Annotated in this window: 14 protein-coding genes; 11 read left to right on the top strand and 3 right to left on the bottom strand. The window is 54.6% G+C overall.

All coding sequences use genetic code 11. The features are described from left to right. Positions 1 to 520 precede the first annotated feature (520 nt). The 4 genes from dnaA to gyrB all read left to right on the top strand — a co-directional run bounded on the left by dnaA (position 521) and on the right by gyrB (position 6,718). Positions 521 to 1,921: a chromosomal replication initiator protein DnaA gene (dnaA, locus tag ACCW76_RS10305; RefSeq protein WP_034830012.1), complete on the top strand. Its 1,401-nt coding sequence runs from the start codon at positions 521 to 523 to the stop codon at positions 1,919 to 1,921. Positions 1,922 to 1,926: 5 nt separating this feature from the next. Continuing rightward, complete coding sequence (gene dnaN, locus ACCW76_RS10300) at positions 1,927 to 3,027, top strand: DNA polymerase III subunit beta (RefSeq protein WP_034830010.1); 1,101 nt, start codon at positions 1,927 to 1,929, stop codon at positions 3,025 to 3,027. A gap of 179 nt (positions 3,028 to 3,206) precedes the next feature. Further along, on the top strand, positions 3,207 to 4,292 hold the full coding sequence (gene recF, locus ACCW76_RS10295) for a DNA replication/repair protein RecF (protein WP_034830004.1): 1,086 nt from the start codon (positions 3,207 to 3,209) through the stop codon (positions 4,290 to 4,292). Positions 4,293 to 4,309: 17 nt separating this feature from the next. Continuing rightward, positions 4,310 to 6,718 carry a DNA topoisomerase (ATP-hydrolyzing) subunit B gene (gyrB, locus tag ACCW76_RS10290; protein ID WP_034830003.1) on the top strand — a complete coding sequence of 803 codons (2,409 nt, stop codon included), beginning with the start codon at positions 4,310 to 4,312 and terminating at the stop codon, positions 6,716 to 6,718. A 47-nt stretch (positions 6,719 to 6,765) separates the two neighbouring features. On the opposite strand, the gene ACCW76_RS10285 is transcribed toward gyrB, so the two are convergent. After that, positions 6,766 to 7,071 carry a helix-turn-helix domain-containing protein gene (locus ACCW76_RS10285; protein WP_436338475.1) on the bottom strand — a complete coding sequence of 102 codons (306 nt, stop codon included), beginning with the start codon at positions 7,069 to 7,071 and terminating at the stop codon, positions 6,766 to 6,768. After that, a complete protein-coding gene (locus tag ACCW76_RS10280; protein WP_038643949.1) occupies positions 7,064 to 7,420 on the bottom strand; it encodes a type II toxin-antitoxin system RelE/ParE family toxin in 357 nt (118 codons plus the stop codon). Before ACCW76_RS10280 ends, ACCW76_RS10285 begins: the two co-directional genes overlap by 8 nt. A 204-nt stretch (positions 7,421 to 7,624) precedes the next feature. Here ACCW76_RS10280 and yidA point away from each other — a divergent pair, with 204 nt between their 5' ends. From yidA to ACCW76_RS10245, 7 genes are all read left to right on the top strand, one after another. Further along, entirely contained in the window at positions 7,625 to 8,434 is an 810-nt protein-coding gene (gene yidA, locus ACCW76_RS10275; RefSeq protein WP_038643948.1) for a sugar-phosphatase, read from the top strand. Between the two features lie 287 nt (positions 8,435 to 8,721). Further along, entirely contained in the window at positions 8,722 to 9,420 is a 699-nt protein-coding gene (locus ACCW76_RS10270) for a FadR/GntR family transcriptional regulator (RefSeq protein WP_034829999.1), read from the top strand. Continuing rightward, positions 9,417 to 10,292, top strand: a complete 876-nt coding sequence (locus ACCW76_RS10265; protein WP_200681070.1) for a 2-dehydro-3-deoxygalactonokinase — start codon at positions 9,417 to 9,419, stop codon at positions 10,290 to 10,292. The genes ACCW76_RS10270 and ACCW76_RS10265 overlap by 4 nt, the downstream gene beginning before the upstream one ends. Beyond that, entirely contained in the window at positions 10,276 to 10,893 is a 618-nt protein-coding gene (locus tag ACCW76_RS10260; protein WP_045833469.1) for a 2-dehydro-3-deoxy-6-phosphogalactonate aldolase, read from the top strand. Before ACCW76_RS10265 ends, ACCW76_RS10260 begins: the two co-directional genes overlap by 17 nt. Further along, a complete protein-coding gene (gene dgoD / locus ACCW76_RS10255) occupies positions 10,890 to 12,038 on the top strand; it encodes a galactonate dehydratase (RefSeq protein ID WP_038643943.1) in 1,149 nt (382 codons plus the stop codon). The genes ACCW76_RS10260 and dgoD overlap by 4 nt, the downstream gene beginning before the upstream one ends. Before the next feature lie 296 nt (positions 12,039 to 12,334). Next, positions 12,335 to 13,627: an MFS transporter gene (locus ACCW76_RS10250; RefSeq protein WP_436338474.1), complete on the top strand. Its 1,293-nt coding sequence runs from the start codon at positions 12,335 to 12,337 to the stop codon at positions 13,625 to 13,627. A gap of 248 nt (positions 13,628 to 13,875) precedes the next feature. Further along, positions 13,876 to 15,138 carry a DUF3748 domain-containing protein gene (locus tag ACCW76_RS10245; RefSeq protein WP_436338473.1) on the top strand — a complete coding sequence of 421 codons (1,263 nt, stop codon included), beginning with the start codon at positions 13,876 to 13,878 and terminating at the stop codon, positions 15,136 to 15,138. Here ACCW76_RS10245 and ACCW76_RS10240 read toward each other — a convergent pair. Beyond that, on the bottom strand, positions 15,116 to 15,463 hold the full coding sequence (locus tag ACCW76_RS10240) for a YceK/YidQ family lipoprotein (RefSeq protein ID WP_045815074.1): 348 nt from the start codon (positions 15,461 to 15,463) through the stop codon (positions 15,116 to 15,118). The two genes, ACCW76_RS10245 and ACCW76_RS10240, sit on opposite strands and share 23 nt — an antisense overlap. Positions 15,464 to 15,647 lie beyond the last annotated feature (184 nt).

The following is a 15,647-nucleotide window of genomic DNA, read 5'->3' as shown; positions in this document are numbered from 1 at the left end:
CTTTAATAAAGAGGCGGGATTGTAATAATTGTACAGTCCAGAGTCAATTTACTTCGCAGTTCGCGGCACCTGGAAACCAGATACAGCCCGCTGATTCCGGGCATCAAGGCTTCACGCAATAATGCCGGGTGGGGAATTATACGGGCTATAGGGTAAAGCGCAAGGATCGCGCAGGATCTTCTTGCGATCAATTTGCAGATTTATTGCGCGGAAACGAGAGGCGACCAGAAAAATTGCCTCTTTCAGCAAGATCCCCGCTCGCTTTTTCCACAGAAAGCGTAAACTCATTAGCGCTTCACTAGCCTGTGGATAAATTGGATCAAAACTGTGTAGAAAGGGAAGATCTCTGTGCCGCTTTGCGCTATGATCCGCCCTTCCGCTGACGATCCTCACTGCGATCGCCAGGGATGACTACCGCGGATAGCGGTCGCAGGCGCTTTCTGATCGCCTGTGTCAAAAAAGACAGTTTCTATTATTAGCGCCTGAAATTCTTATCGATTTTGTACGAGTGGAGTCCGCCGTGTCACTTACGCTTTGGCAACAGTGTCTTGCCCGTTTGCAGGATGAGCTTCCTGCCACCGAATTCAGCATGTGGATTCGTCCGCTGCAAGCTGAATTAAACGACAATACGCTGACCTTGTATGCACCAAATCGGTTTGTACTCGACTGGGTTCGGGATAAATATCTCAATAGTATTAATGGGCTGCTGAATGAATTCTGCGGTCCGAATGTGCCTTTGCTGCGTTTTGAAGTAGGCACGCGCCCGGCTGCGCAGGTTGCAGCCAGCCAGCCTGCCATGGCGGCTTACAGCACCCCTGCTCCTGTTGAAAACCGTCCTGCTCCGGCGCAAATCTTGCGTCCAAGCTGGGACTCAGTGCCCGCTCCGGCGGATGTCACCTACCGCTCAAATGTGAATAACCGCCATAACTTCGATAACTTCGTTGAAGGTAAATCTAACCAGCTGGCGCGCGCGGCGGCACGTCAGGTGGCGGATAATCCTGGTGGTGCTTACAACCCGCTCTTCCTTTATGGCGGAACCGGTTTAGGTAAAACCCACCTGTTACATGCGGTGGGAAATGGCATTATTGCGCGCAAGCCGAATGCCAAAGTGGTTTACATGCACTCAGAACGTTTTGTGCAGGACATGGTAAAAGCGCTGCAGAACAACGCCATTGAAGAATTTAAGCGTTATTACCGCTCCGTCGATGCACTGTTGATCGATGACATTCAGTTCTTTGCCAATAAAGAGCGCTCGCAGGAAGAGTTTTTCCATACCTTTAACGCCCTGCTGGAAGGCAATCAGCAGATCATTTTGACCTCGGATCGCTATCCAAAAGAGATCAATGGTGTTGAAGATCGCCTGAAGTCGCGCTTTGGCTGGGGATTAACCGTCGCGATCGAGCCGCCTGAGCTGGAAACGCGTGTGGCGATCCTGATGAAGAAAGCGGATGAAAACGATATTCGCCTGCCGGGCGAAGTCGCCTTCTTTATTGCCAAGCGTCTGCGCTCCAATGTGCGTGAGCTGGAAGGGGCGCTGAACCGCGTCATCGCCAATGCCAACTTTACCGGCCGCGCGATCACCATCGATTTCGTGCGCGAAGCGCTGCGCGATTTGCTGGCGCTGCAGGAAAAGCTGGTCACCATCGATAACATCCAGAAAACGGTGGCCGAATACTACAAGATCAAAGTCGCGGATTTACTGTCGAAGCGCCGTTCGCGCTCGGTGGCACGTCCGCGTCAGATGGCAATGGCAATGGCGAAAGAGTTGACCAACCATAGCCTGCCGGAAATTGGCGATGCGTTTGGTGGCCGCGATCATACCACCGTGCTCCATGCCTGCCGTAAAATTGAGCAGTTGCGTGAAGAGAGCCACGACATCAAAGAAGATTTCTCTAACCTCATTCGAACATTATCTTCCTGACGCATATGAAATTTATTGTAGAACGTGAGCAGTTGCTGAAACCACTGCAACAGGTTAGCGGCCCGCTTGGTGGACGTCCGACCTTACCGATCCTCGGAAATTTACTGTTGCAGGTGAGTGAAGGCGTACTGCGTCTGACCGGCACCGATTTGGAAATGGAGATGGTGGCCCGCGTTGCATTAACGCAGCCCCACGAGCCCGGTGCGACCACCGTGCCCGCGCGTAAATTCCTCGATATCTGCCGCGGTTTGCCAGAGGGCGCGGAAATTAGCCTGACGCTGGAAGGTGACAGAATGCTGGTGCGTTCTGGCCGCAGCCGTTTTTCCTTATCGACGCTGCCCGCCACTGACTTCCCTAATCTGGATGACTGGCAGAGCGAGGTGGAGTTCACCTTGCCACAGGCCACGCTGAAACGTCTGATTGAAGCGACCCAGTTCTCGATGGCGCATCAGGATGTGCGTTACTACCTCAACGGCATGCTGTTTGAGACCGAAGGTGAAGAGCTGCGCACTGTCGCCACCGATGGTCACCGTCTGGCGGTATGCTCCATGCCGATTGGCCAGGCGTTGCCTAACCATTCGGTGATCGTGCCACGTAAAGGTGTGATTGAATTAGTCCGTTTACTTGATGGCGGCGAGACTCCGCTGCAGGTACAGATCGGCAGCAGCAACATTCGCGCCCACGTTGGTGACTTTATCTTTACCTCTAAGCTGGTTGATGGCCGTTTCCCGGATTATCGCCGCGTATTGCCGAAAAACCCGGACAAAGCGCTGGAAGCGGGATGCGATCTGCTGAAACAGGCGTTTGCCCGTGCAGCGATTCTCTCCAATGAGAAATTCCGCGGTGTTCGCATCTATATCACCGAGAATCAGCTCAAGATCACCGCCAATAACCCTGAACAGGAAGAAGCGGAAGAGATGCTGGATGTGTCGTACAGCGGCACTGAACTGGAGATTGGCTTTAACGTGAGTTACGTGCTGGATGTGCTGAATGCGCTGAAGTGCGAAAACGTGCGGTTGCTGCTGACCGATTCGGTTTCGAGTGTGCAGATTGAAGACGTTGCCAGCCCAGCGGCGGCATACGTCGTCATGCCCATGCGCTTGTGATCTTATAGCGGGCTAACTTACTCGCTATTTTGCTCCCGGGCAGTGCTCGTCCCTGGTCACATACTTCAGTATGCTCCCAGGGCCTGCGCGCTGGCCGTGAGCAAACTAGCTTCGCCGCTAACGCCCTCGATTGCAGGGTTAGGTGAAAACCACTTCTTAATGCGCAGCTGGATTCGTTCATGGCTTTAACCCGCCTCCTGATTAAAGATTTCCGCAACATCGAGCAGGCCGATCTCACGCTGGCACCAGGCTTTAATTTCCTCGTGGGTGCTAACGGCAGCGGTAAAACCAGCGTGCTGGAGGCTATCTACACCCTCGGACATGGCCGCGCATTTCGCAGTTTGCAGGCTGGACGCGTCATTCGTCACGATCAGGATGCGTTTGTCCTGCACGGACGAATTGAAGGCAGTGAGCGCGAATTGGCCGTGGGGCTGACCAAAAATCGCGCCGGTGATAGCAAAGTGCGCATCGACGGCAGTGACGGTCATAAAGTGGCGGAGCTGGCGCAGTTGCTGCCGATGCAGTTGATCACGCCGGAAGGGTTTACTTTGCTCAACGGCGGCCCCAAATATCGTAGAGCTTATATTGATTGGGGCTGTTTCCACTCCGCACCCGGTTTCTTCAATGCCTGGAATAATCTACGGCGTCTGATGAAACAGCGTAACGCCGCGCTGAGACAAGTTTCGCGTTACAGCCAAATTCGCCCGTGGGATCAGGAACTGGTGCCGCTGGCCGAACAGATTAGCCAGTGGCGCGCCGAATACAGTGCGGCGATCTCGAAAGAGATCATCGCTACCTGCAGTCAATTTTTACCAGAGTTTGAGTTGTCGTTTTCGTTTCAGCGCGGCTGGGATAAAGAGAGCGACTTTGCCGAACTGCTGGAACGTAATTTCGAGCGCGATCGCGCGCTCACCTATACCGCCAGCGGCCCGCACAAAGCGGATTTTCGTATCCGTGCGGAAGGCACGCCGGTGGAAGATTTACTCTCACGCGGTCAATTAAAGCTGCTGATGTGTGCACTGCGTTTAGCGCAGGGCGAATATCTGACGCGTAGCAGCGGACGTCGCTGTTTGTACCTGATTGATGACTTTGCCTCGGAGCTGGACGATTCGCGTCGTCGGTTGCTTGCCGAGCGCCTGAAAGCCACGCAGGCTCAGGTATTTGTCAGCGCCATTGGTGTCGAACATGTAATCGACATGAGTGACGAAAAGGGCAAGATGTTCCGCGTGGAACAGGGTAAAATAGCGGTTCAACCTGAAGATTAAATGAGCGAGAAACGTTGATGTCGAATTCTTATGACTCCTCAAGTATCAAAGTCCTTAAAGGGCTTGATGCGGTACGCAAACGCCCGGGTATGTATATCGGTGATACCGATGACGGCACCGGTCTGCATCACATGGTATTCGAGGTCGTGGATAACGCAATCGACGAAGCGCTCGCGGGTCACTGTAGTGACATCGTCGTCACCATCCATGCGGACAATTCTGTGTCTGTTCAGGATGATGGCCGTGGTATTCCGACCGGCATTCACCCGGAAGAGGGTGTGTCTGCGGCAGAAGTGATCATGACCGTGCTGCACGCCGGCGGTAAATTCGACGATAACTCGTATAAAGTGTCCGGTGGTCTGCACGGCGTGGGCGTGTCAGTGGTTAACGCCCTGTCGCAGAAGCTGGAACTGACCATTCGCCGCGAAGGTAAAGTGCATCAGCAGATTTATCAGCACGGTGTGCCGCAGGCACCGCTGGCGGTATCCGGTGATACTGAAACCACCGGTACACGCGTCCGTTTCTGGCCGAGCTACGAAACCTTCACCAATGTGGTGGAGTTCGAGTATGACATTTTGGCGAAACGCCTGCGTGAACTCTCCTTCCTGAACTCGGGTGTTTCTATCCGTCTGGAAGACAAGCGTGACGGCAAGAGCGACCACTTCCACTACGAAGGCGGCATCAAGGCGTTTGTTGAGTACCTCAACAAGAACAAAACCCCGATTCACCCAACCGTGTTCTATTTCTCTAACGAGAAAGACGGTATTGGTGTGGAAGTGGCGCTGCAGTGGAACGATGGTTTCCAGGAAAACATCTACTGCTTCACCAACAACATTCCACAGCGCGATGGCGGTACGCACCTTGCGGGCTTCCGTGCGGCAATGACGCGTACGCTGAACGCTTATATGGACAAAGAAGGCTACAGCAAAAAAGCCAAAGTCAGCGCCACCGGTGATGATGCGCGTGAAGGCCTGATTGCTGTCGTCTCGGTGAAAGTACCGGATCCGAAGTTCTCCTCACAGACCAAAGACAAGCTGGTCTCTTCTGAGGTGAAATCTGCGGTTGAGCAGCAGATGAACGAACTGCTGAGCGAATACCTGCTGGAAAACCCGTCAGACGCGAAAATCGTGGTTGGCAAAATCATCGATGCCGCGCGTGCACGTGAAGCTGCACGCCGCGCCCGTGAAATGACCCGTCGTAAAGGCGCGCTGGACTTAGCGGGTCTGCCAGGCAAGCTGGCGGATTGCCAGGAACGTGACCCTGCACTGTCTGAAATCTACTTAGTGGAAGGGGACTCAGCGGGCGGCTCTGCCAAGCAGGGACGTAACCGTAAGAACCAGGCGATCCTGCCGTTGAAAGGTAAAATCCTCAACGTAGAGAAAGCGCGTTTCGACAAGATGCTCTCTTCTCAGGAAGTGGCGACACTGATCACCGCACTCGGTTGTGGTATCGGACGCGACGAATACAACCCGGACAAACTGCGTTATCACAGCATCATCATCATGACCGATGCCGACGTCGACGGCTCGCACATCCGTACGCTGCTGTTGACCTTCTTCTATCGTCAGATGCCGGAAATCGTCGAGCGTGGTCATGTTTATATTGCGCAGCCGCCACTGTACAAAGTGAAGAAAGGCAAGCAAGAACAGTACATTAAAGATGACGAAGCGATGGATCAGTACCAGATCGCTATCGCGCTTGATGGTGCAACACTGCACACCAACGCCAGCGCACCGGCGCTCGGCGGCCAGCCGCTGGAAAATCTGGTGGGCGATTTCAACAGCACCCAGCGCATGATCAAGCGTATGGAACGCCGCTTCCCAACGGCAATGCTGCGTGGCCTGATCTACCATCCAACCCTCAGCGATCTCAGCAATGAAGCCGCAGTTAAAGGCTGGATTGAAGGTTTAGTCGCATACCTGAGCGAGCGCGAAGCGCACGGCAGCAGCTACATGGCTCACGTACGCACCAACAGCGAACTGAACGTGTTCGAACCGGTATTGCGTGTGCGTACGCACGGCGTTGATACCGACTATCCGATGGACAGCGAGTTCATTGATGGACCGGAATACCGTAAAATCTGTGGTCTGGGCGAGCAGCTGCGCGGTCTGATTGAAGAAGATGCGTTTATCGAACGTGGCGATCGCCGTCAGCCAGTGACCAGCTTCGAGCAGGCAATTGAGTGGCTGGTGAAAGAGTCGCGCCGTGGTCTGTCAGTCCAGCGCTATAAAGGTCTGGGCGAGATGAACCCAGAGCAGCTGTGGGAAACCACCATGGATCCAGATAGCCGCCGCATGCTGCGCGTCACCATCAAAGACGCCATCGCGGCTGACCAGCTGTTCACCACGCTGATGGGCGATGCGGTTGAACCGCGCCGCGCCTTCATCGAAGAGAATGCGCTGAAAGCCGCTAACATCGATATCTGATGTGAACAAAAAACCCTTCCATACCTGGAAGGGTTTTTTTTAGCTGTTTAAACCCGAATCGTCCTGCCTACGGATCCATCCGGCATTTCAATCAACAAGCTGAGTTTTCCACCCATCGCCTCAATATAACGTTTAATAGTAATCAGGCGCTGATCGGCTCCCGCTTGTTCAATCTGTGTGATACGAGGTTGCTTCACCCCCATCGCTTCAGCCACTGTTTTTTGTGACAGCTCCAACTCCTCGCGCAATAGCTGCAATCCGGTTTCCAGGATCAGCTCATCAGCCATTTGCTGAATGTCAGCACGTTCAGAGGCAGAAAAGGTGTCATTCAAAAAGTCTTTAAGGTCAGTCATTTGCTTTACCCTCCAGATCAGCCAGGTGGCAGGAAAAAATTTCATCTGCAGATTCAATCATGCGCTGATAAAAATGCTTATCACCCGTTTTATCTCCAGCACACAACACGATAGCTTTACGCTGAATATCGAACGCATAAAACGCGCGAATAGGGTGACCCGCATATTGCACCCTGAGCTCTTTCATATTGTGAAAGCGCGATCCGCTCACCGTGTCAGCGTAGGGGCGGGGGAGCAATGGGCCATAATGCTGAAGGTTTAATAACGCTGCCGCGACGCGTTTTCTTAAGCCACTATCTTGCTGGAGCAACCACTCCTCAAACGGCTCGGTTAATTGGACCTGCCACATAACGCAATCTCCATATAAGTGATTGCTTATACAAATTTATAAGCAATAGCTTATATAGTCAAGTCGCCTCCCGATTGTAAAAGGTCAACGTGCTGACGTGGAAGCGACAACACAAACTAACCTCCCCCTCCGTTGCCGATTAACTGGTCAATGTGAGCTGAATCGCGCTAGCATTAAACAAACTCTGACTTAACCGAGGATGTTATGGCGATAAAATTGATTGCGATCGATATGGACGGCACGCTGCTTAACCCGCAGCACGAAGTGACGGCGGCGGTGAAATCGGCCATTGGTCGTGCACGCGATAAAGGTGTCTCTATCGTGCTGGCGACTGGCCGTCCATTTGTAGGTGTCGAGCGCTACCTGATGGAACTGGATATGCAGCAGCCCGGCCAGTATTGCATCAGTAACAATGGTGCGCTGGTGCACAGCGCGGATAGCGGCGACGTGGTGGCTGAACAGACGCTCAGTTTTGATGACTATCTCTACCTTGAGCAGCTGGCGCGCGACCTCGGTGTACATTTCCAGGCGTTCGACAAATCTTTCCTCTACACGCCAAATAAAGACATCAGCGAATACACCATCCATGAAGCCAGCCTGACCGGCATTCCGGTACGCTACCGCGCGGTGGAAGAGATGGACCCGGCCACTCGTTTCCCTAAACTGATGATGATCGACAAGCCACATCTGCTGGATAAAGCGATTGCTGGCCTGCCTGCGCGTGCGCGTGACAGCTACACCATCCTGAAAAGTGCACCGTACTACCTCGAAATTCTCAATCCACTGGTCAACAAAGGCTACGGCGTGAAAATGCTGGCGGACAAACTCGGCCTGCATCAGTCGGAAGTCATGGCAATTGGCGATCAGGAAAACGACCTGGCGATGATTGAGTACGCGGGAACGGGCGTCGCGATGGGCAATGCCATTGATTCAGTCAAAAACATTGCGCAGTTCGTGACCAAAACCAATATGGAAGATGGCGTCGCGCATGCCATTGAAGAGCTGGTGCTGTAATCCTTTCTTTTGCGGGCAGCGCGCAGCTGTCCGCCTCTCTGAACTCATCCTGCAAATGCCCATCGGTCGCCATCAATGCCGACACGACGAATGATCGCTCCGGTTTCCGCTCGATTTCGTCAGGTGCGCATTCCCGCGCATCTGGATTGTCTGTTATGTGATCCAGATTGTAGTACAACCAATATTTTTAGTACTACAATCGGCATCGCAGATTAAGGTGTCAGTTGGGTTTCACCACACGAAAGCAGTAATCTGATGGGCTACCGTCTTTCACTGAATGGAACATCATGACGCAAGAACAATTAAGCAAAACCGAGCGCATCATCCTGACGCTGGGTGAAGAAATTGTAGCAGGGAAGTATGTGCCGGGCGCTGCGTTGCCCGCCGAAGCCGAGTTGTGTGAACGGTTTGGCACCTCGCGCAACATCATCCGCGAAGTATTTCGCTCGCTGATGGCAAAGCGGTTGATGGAGATGAAGCGTTACCGTGGCGCCTTTGTCACGCCGCGCAATCAGTGGAATTACCTCGACAGCGATGTCCTGCAATGGGCACTGGCGCACGATCAAGATCCCAGACTGATTGCCGCCATGAGTGAAGTGCGCGTGCTGGTGGAGCCGCAGATTGCGCGCTGGTCGGCGGAACGCGCGACCTCCAACGATTTGGCGGCGATTGAGCAGGCTTATAACGACATGGTTGCTCATCATCTCGATCGGGAAGCATTCAATGAGGCGGATATCCGCTACCACGAAGCGGTGCTAGCTTCGGTGCACAATCCGGTATTGCAGCAGCTTAACGTGGCAATCAGCCAGTTACAGAAAGCGGTGTTTGCGAAAACCTACATGGCGGATTCCGGCAACATGCCGCGCACCTTAGCCGAACACAAAGCGCTATTTGATGCTATCCGACACCAGGATGGCGATGCGGCGGAACAGGCGGCGAAAGCGATGATCGCCAGCTCCACTGCCCGACTCAAGGAGATTATGTGACCAGCTATATCGCGATTGATTGGGGCTCAACTAATCTGCGTGCCTGGCATTATCAGCAGGGCAACTGCGTTGATGAGCGCCGGTCAGAAGCGGGCGTCACGCGTCTTGGCGGACGCACACCCGCAGAGGTATTTGCCAGTGTGACAGATGGCTGGCCAGTGAATGACGTGCCGGTAGTGATGGCGGGCATGGTCGGTAGCAATGCAGGCTGGCTTGCAGTGCCTTATCTGGCCTGTCCGGTGGCGTTGGACCAACTCAGCAGCCGCCTGACCCGCGTTGAAGATAAAGCATGGATCGTGCCGGGATTGAGTGTCGAACGTGCTGACAACTACAACGTGATGCGCGGTGAAGAAACGCAATTGCTAGGCGCCTTAGCGCTGCAACCCGCCACGCAGTATGTGATGCCTGGCACGCATGCCAAATGGGTGCAGGTGGAGCAGCAGCGTGTGCAGGACTTTCGCACGGTGATGACGGGTGAACTGCATCATCTGCTGCTGAAACAGTCGCTAATCGGCGCGGGTTTACCCGAACAGGAAGAGAATCCTGCCGCTTTCCGTGAGGGCTTAGCGGTCGGCAGCCACGACGCATCGATCCTTTCCCGGCTGTTCGAAGTGCGTGCTTCTCATGTATTGGGCGCACGCGATCGTCGCCATATCAGCGATTTCCTATCCGGCCTGCTGATTGGCCATGAAGTGGCGTTGATGACGCAACACGCGGATCGCAGCCAACCGATCATCATTATTGCTGGAAATGCGCTGGCGCAGCGTTATCAGCAGGCGCTGCAATTTATCGGCATGGATTCAGTTACCCTGGAAGGCGACCGCGCGTTCCAGCATGGAATAAGGAGTATTGCAGATGACCTGGCACACTAAATTGCCATTGATCGCCATCCTGCGTGGCATCACGCCAGATGAGGCCGAAGCGCACGTGGGTGCCCTGATTGAAGCGGGTTTCGATGCCATCGAGATCCCGCTGAATTCACCGGAATGGGCCAAAAGCATCGGCGCGATGGTGCAGACTTTCGGCGATAAAGCGTTGATCGGTGCGGGCACCGTGTTGCATCCGGCGCAGGTCGATGAGCTGGCCACGCTTAACAGTAAGCTGGTGGTGACGCCGAATACCGATGCGGCCGTGATCCGTCAGGCCGTGGCGAAAGGGATGATTGTTGCTGCAGGTTGCGCCACTGCTACCGAAGCCTTCACCGCACTGCAGGCGGGTGCCCAGGCGCTGAAAATCTTCCCATCATCGGCGTTTGGTCCGGGCTATATCAAGGCCTTGAAAGCGGTGCTGCCGCCGGAAGTGCCGGTGTTTGCGGTGGGCGGCGTGACGCCAGAAAACCTGCATGAATTTTTGGCCGCGGGCTGCATTGGCGCAGGTTTGGGCAGCGATCTCTATCGCGCCGGCCAGCCGCTGTCGCGCACTGTGGAGAAAGCTCGCGCATTTATTGCTGCTTATAAGGATGCTGTACGATGAAAATTACCAAACTGACCACTTATCGCCTGCCGCCGCGCTGGATGTTCCTGAAAATCGAAACCGATGAAGGCATCGTTGGCTGGGGCGAACCGGTGATTGAAGGGCGCGCGCGCAGCGTCGAAGCGGCCGTGCATGAGCTGTCGGAATATCTGATTGGTCAGGACCCGGCACGCATCAACGATTTGTGGCAGGTGATGTATCGCGGTGGATTCTATCGCGGCGGTCCAATTTTGATGAGCGCCATCGCCGGTATCGACCAGGCATTGTGGGATATCAAAGGCAAAGCGCTGGGTGTGCCGGTGTATCAGCTGCTTGGTGGTCTGGTGCGTGACAGCATCAAGGCGTATAGCTGGGTAGGCGGCGATCGTCCGGAAGAAGTGGTCGATGGCATCAAGAAATTGCGCAAGATTGGCTTCGACACCTTCAAGCTGAATGGATGCGAAGAGATGGGCATTATCGACAACTCGCGCAAAGTGGATGCAGCGGTGAATACCGTGGCACAGATTCGCGAAGCCTTTGGCAAAGAGATTGAGTTCGGTCTCGATTTCCACGGCCGCGTCAGTGCGCCAATGGCGAAAGTGCTAATCAAAGAGCTGGAGCCGTATCGTCCGCTGTTTATCGAAGAGCCGGTGCTGGCGGAACAGGCGGAATATTATCCGCGTCTGGCGGCACAAACCCATATTCCGATTGCCGCAGGCGAACGTATGTTCTCGCGCTTCGAGTTCAAACGCGTGCTGGAAGCGGGCGGCCTGGCGATTCTGCAACCGGATCTGTCGCATGCGGGCGGTATCACCGAGTGCTACAAAATTGCCGCGATGGCGGAGTCTTACGATGTGGCGCTGGCACCACACTGCCCGCTCGGCCCCATCGCGCTGGCTGCCTGCCTGCACGTCGATTTCGTGTCACGCAACGCGGTGTTCCAGGAGCAAAGCATGGGCATTCACTATAATCAGGGTGCTGAACTGCTGGATTACGTCATCAATAAAGATGATTTCAAAATGGATGATGGTCACTTCTATCCACTGAATAAACCGGGTCTCGGCGTGGAAATTAACGAAGAGCTGGTGATTGAAAGAAGTAAGAATGCACCGGACTGGCGTAATCCATTATGGCGTTTCCCAGACGGATCGGTCGCTGAGTGGTAATACCCGTCATAATTTAAGCTACAGATGCGTTGGCTGTGCTTACTCACCTTAAGTAAGCTGCTGGGAATGTATTCCCTTGCCACCTTTCTGCACGTCGAATTATTTAGGGTATAAGAATTTATAAAATCTTTTAGATAAAGATATGCCGGTGAAATAAGGCATAGGGCCTCGCTCAGCCTTATCCCGGCAGATGACATTTACCGCCTGTGCGGTTTTACCTTCACTATCCTTACCCTGCATTTGTAGCGGCGGGCATCGTCACGCCTGAACTACAAATATGATTACGGAGACACACCATGGATCTCTCTGCTGTTCAGGCCAAACCAACCCGGCGTCGTTATATTACGCTGCTGATGATCTTTATTACGGTGGTGATTTGCTATGTCGACCGCGCTAATTTAGCGGTGGCCTCTGCGCATATTCAGGAAGAGTTCGGCATCAGTAAAGCGGAGATGGGATATGTCTTCTCTGCCTTTGCCTGGTTATATACGCTGTGCCAGATCCCCGGCGGCTGGTTCCTCGATCGCGTCGGTTCCCGCCTGACCTATTTTATTGCCATCTTCGGCTGGTCGGTCGCCACGTTATTCCAGGGTTTTGCCAGCGGATTATTATCGCTGATTGGCTTGCGTGCCATTACCGGCATCTTTGAAGCGCCCGCGTTCCCGACCAACAATCGCCTAGTCACCAGCTGGTTCCCGGAGCAGGAGCGCGCCTCTGCCGTGGGCTTTTATACCTCTGGTCAGTTTGTCGGTCTCGCTTTTCTCACACCGTTGCTGATCTGGATTCAGGAACTGTTGAGCTGGCACTGGGTGTTCATCATCACAGGCGCTATTGGCATCATCTGGTCGCTGGTGTGGATCAAGTTCTATCAAGCCCCAAGCCAGAGCAAAGGCATCAACCAGGCGGAACTGGACTATATCCGTGAAGGGGGTGCGATGGTGGACGGCGATGCATCTGCGGCGAAAAAAACGCGCACCAAACTCACCGCTGCCGACTGGAAACTGGTGTTCCATCGCAAACTGTGCGGCGTGTATCTTGGGCAATTCGCTGTTACCTCCACGCTGTGGTTCTTCCTGACCTGGTTCCCGAACTATCTGACGCAGGAAAAACACATCTCTGCGCTCACGGCCGGTTTTATGACGACCGTGCCGTTCCTGGCCGCCTTCTTTGGTGTGATTCTTTCTGGCATCGTGGCTGATCGTCTGGTGCGCAGCGGGCGTTCCCTTGGTTTTGCGCGTAAAACGCCGATTATCTGCGGATTGCTGATCTCTACCTGCATCATGGGGGCTAACTACACCAACGATCCGGTGTGGATTATGACGCTGATGGCCATCGCGTTCTTCGGCAACGGCTTCGCCTCTATAACCTGGTCGCTGGTGTCGTCGCTGGCGCCGGTGCGCCTGATTGGTTTGACCGGTGGGATGTTCAACTTTATCGGTGGATTAGGTGGCATCACGGTGCCGCTGGTGGTGGGCTACCTGGCGCAGGACTACGGCTTTGCCCCGGCGCTGGTGTATATCTCTGCCGTGGCGTTGGTCGGTGCGTTGTCATATATCCTGTTGGTCGGGGATGTGAAGCGCGTAGGATGATCGATAACGCGCGATAAAACCCGCCGCTACGGACATACATGATGCGTAGCGGCGTCATTTATGGCGCGTCTGCCGGCGTTTAGTCGCGCAATCCGTTAGTGCTTTATTCTGCAATCGCTCACTCATTTCTAACGCATCGATGCGTATTGCATCGCGCCAACCGCTCGCAAATTATTGCGCCACGCCTGCTGCACCTCACCCGATAATCGCGTACTTTGTTCGGCAACTGTTGGATGTAAGGTTGCCTCATGTCAGAAAAACAACTCACCTTTGCACAGCGTCATCATCAGCTCACCAATATCAACGTCTGGACCGCTGACAGCCAGTGGCTGGCGTTTGATGTCCGTCCGTCGGGCGCGTCCTTTACCAGTCTGACCATCGAACGCGTCAACGTCGAAAGCGGTGCGGTCGAGGTGCTCTATCAGGCACGCGACGGCGCGCATGTCGGCGTGGTCACCGTCAGCCCGGATCTGCCGCCGCGCTATGTGTGTATTCATGGCCCGGAGCATCCCGATGCGCACTGGCATTACGATTTCCATCATCGCCGCGGCGTCATCGTGCAGCAGGGCAATGCGGAAAATCTCGATGCCTGCGACATCACCGCACCTTATACGCCCGGCGCATTGCGTGGCGGCTCGCATGTCCATGTATTCAGTCCAGATGGATCGCGTCTCAGCTTTACGTATAACGACCATGTGATGCATGAGAAAGATGCGCGTGAGGATTTGCGTAATGTCGGCGTGGCCGTACCGCTGCATCCGGTGTGTCCGCCTAAACAGCATCCCCGTGAATACGATGGCAGCCATTACTGCGTGCTGGTGAGCCAGACCACGCGTGATCCGCAACCGGGTAGCGATCAGATTGACCGCGCTTATGAAGAGGGCTGGATCGGCGATCGTGGCTATCAGAAAACCGATGGCAGCTGGCAGCGCTGGTCGCTAGCGTTTATCGGCGATACACGTGCTGCCAACGGCGAGAAAGTGCCGGAAGTGTTTGTGGTGGATTTGCCCGAGGCGCTGAGTGATTACGCTAAACCCGGCGCAATACCCTTGCAGGGCACGACGGAAAAACTGCCTGCACCGCCAGCTGGCGTGCAGCAGCGCCGCATCACTCACAGTAAAGGATTAGCATTGCAGCCCCGCCACTGGTTGCGCGCATCGCCGGACGGTAGCGCCATCGCCTTCCTGATGGGGGATGAACAGGGTGTTGTGCAGCTGTGGAGTGTGTCGCCCAACGGGGGCGAAGCGCGCCAGATTACGCAGCTCAGCAGCAGTATTCAGTCGGCATTCAGCTGGCAACCATCAGGCGAGGCGATCGCTTTTATTTGCGATAACAGCGTGATGCGTTGTGAGGTAGCGACCGGGCACTGTACGCGCTTAACAGAACGCAGCGAGCAGCCGCCTTCCGGTGATGCGGTGGTATGGTCACCGGACGGCAAGCAGGTAGCCTATATGCGAGATGTGGATGGCTGGCGTCAGCTGTTCCGCGTCAGTGCGACGTCGGTGGCATAGCCGCTGCGGTTGCCAGGCTGGCGTCAGTGCCAGCCAATTTTTCGCTTTGCAGCACACGGTCATGCGCCGAATCTTTGTCAGTGCGGAAGTAATCCCACGGCAACAGAATCGTATCCAGTACGGCGGAGAAGGGCAGATCGATCACCGCCAGCGGCTTAATCGCCCAACTGGTATTGTCATCGGCGATCATATCTGCGCTGGCGCGTGTGCCGGGATAATAACCCTGGCTGGCGCCAGTGTGAGACATGACGCTGGAGCAACCCGAAGTAGTCAAGACGCTACAGACCAGCAGGCCGGTGAGCGGAAAGCTTTTCATCATTTTCATTTCATCATCCCTACAGCCATCACTTCTGGCTGGAGTGTGTCTCCTGCTGCAGCAAAGCTCTGTGGCGATGTCATGCGATGCAGGCGAAGAATTTCTGAGTGTATGCTATTTCGTCAAAATTGCCGCAAGAAAATACGTATTGCCCTTGAAAGCGATCAAAGTGCACCCATTTTTACTACAGGGT

The organism is Pantoea sp. C8B4 (assembly GCF_051336905.1).
Classification (GTDB): Bacteria; Pseudomonadota; Gammaproteobacteria; order Enterobacterales; family Enterobacteriaceae; genus Pantoea; species Pantoea rwandensis_B.
Note: the sequence above shows the minus strand (reverse complement) of the source record. Positions and strands in the feature narration are given on the sequence as shown.

Excerpts from the sequence above, each read along its gene's own strand:
- dnaN (WP_034830010.1), top strand. The coding sequence starts at position 1,927 with ATGAAATTTATTGTAGAACGTGAGCAGTTGCTGAAACCACTGCAACAG.
- recF (WP_034830004.1), top strand. The coding sequence starts at position 3,207 with ATGGCTTTAACCCGCCTCCTGATTAAAGATTTCCGCAACATCGAGCAG.
- gyrB (WP_034830003.1), top strand. The coding sequence starts at position 4,310 with ATGTCGAATTCTTATGACTCCTCAAGTATCAAAGTCCTTAAAGGGCTT.
- ACCW76_RS10285 (WP_436338475.1), bottom strand. The coding sequence starts at position 7,071 with ATGACTGACCTTAAAGACTTTTTGAATGACACCTTTTCTGCCTCTGAA.
- ACCW76_RS10280 (WP_038643949.1), bottom strand. The coding sequence starts at position 7,420 with ATGTGGCAGGTCCAATTAACCGAGCCGTTTGAGGAGTGGTTGCTCCAG.
- yidA (WP_038643948.1), top strand. The coding sequence starts at position 7,625 with ATGGCGATAAAATTGATTGCGATCGATATGGACGGCACGCTGCTTAAC.
- ACCW76_RS10270 (WP_034829999.1), top strand. The coding sequence starts at position 8,722 with ATGACGCAAGAACAATTAAGCAAAACCGAGCGCATCATCCTGACGCTG.
- ACCW76_RS10260 (WP_045833469.1), top strand. The coding sequence starts at position 10,276 with ATGACCTGGCACACTAAATTGCCATTGATCGCCATCCTGCGTGGCATC.
- dgoD (WP_038643943.1), top strand. The coding sequence starts at position 10,890 with ATGAAAATTACCAAACTGACCACTTATCGCCTGCCGCCGCGCTGGATG.
- ACCW76_RS10250 (WP_436338474.1), top strand. The coding sequence starts at position 12,335 with ATGGATCTCTCTGCTGTTCAGGCCAAACCAACCCGGCGTCGTTATATT.
- ACCW76_RS10245 (WP_436338473.1), top strand. The coding sequence starts at position 13,876 with ATGTCAGAAAAACAACTCACCTTTGCACAGCGTCATCATCAGCTCACC.
- ACCW76_RS10240 (WP_045815074.1), bottom strand. The coding sequence starts at position 15,463 with ATGAAAATGATGAAAAGCTTTCCGCTCACCGGCCTGCTGGTCTGTAGC.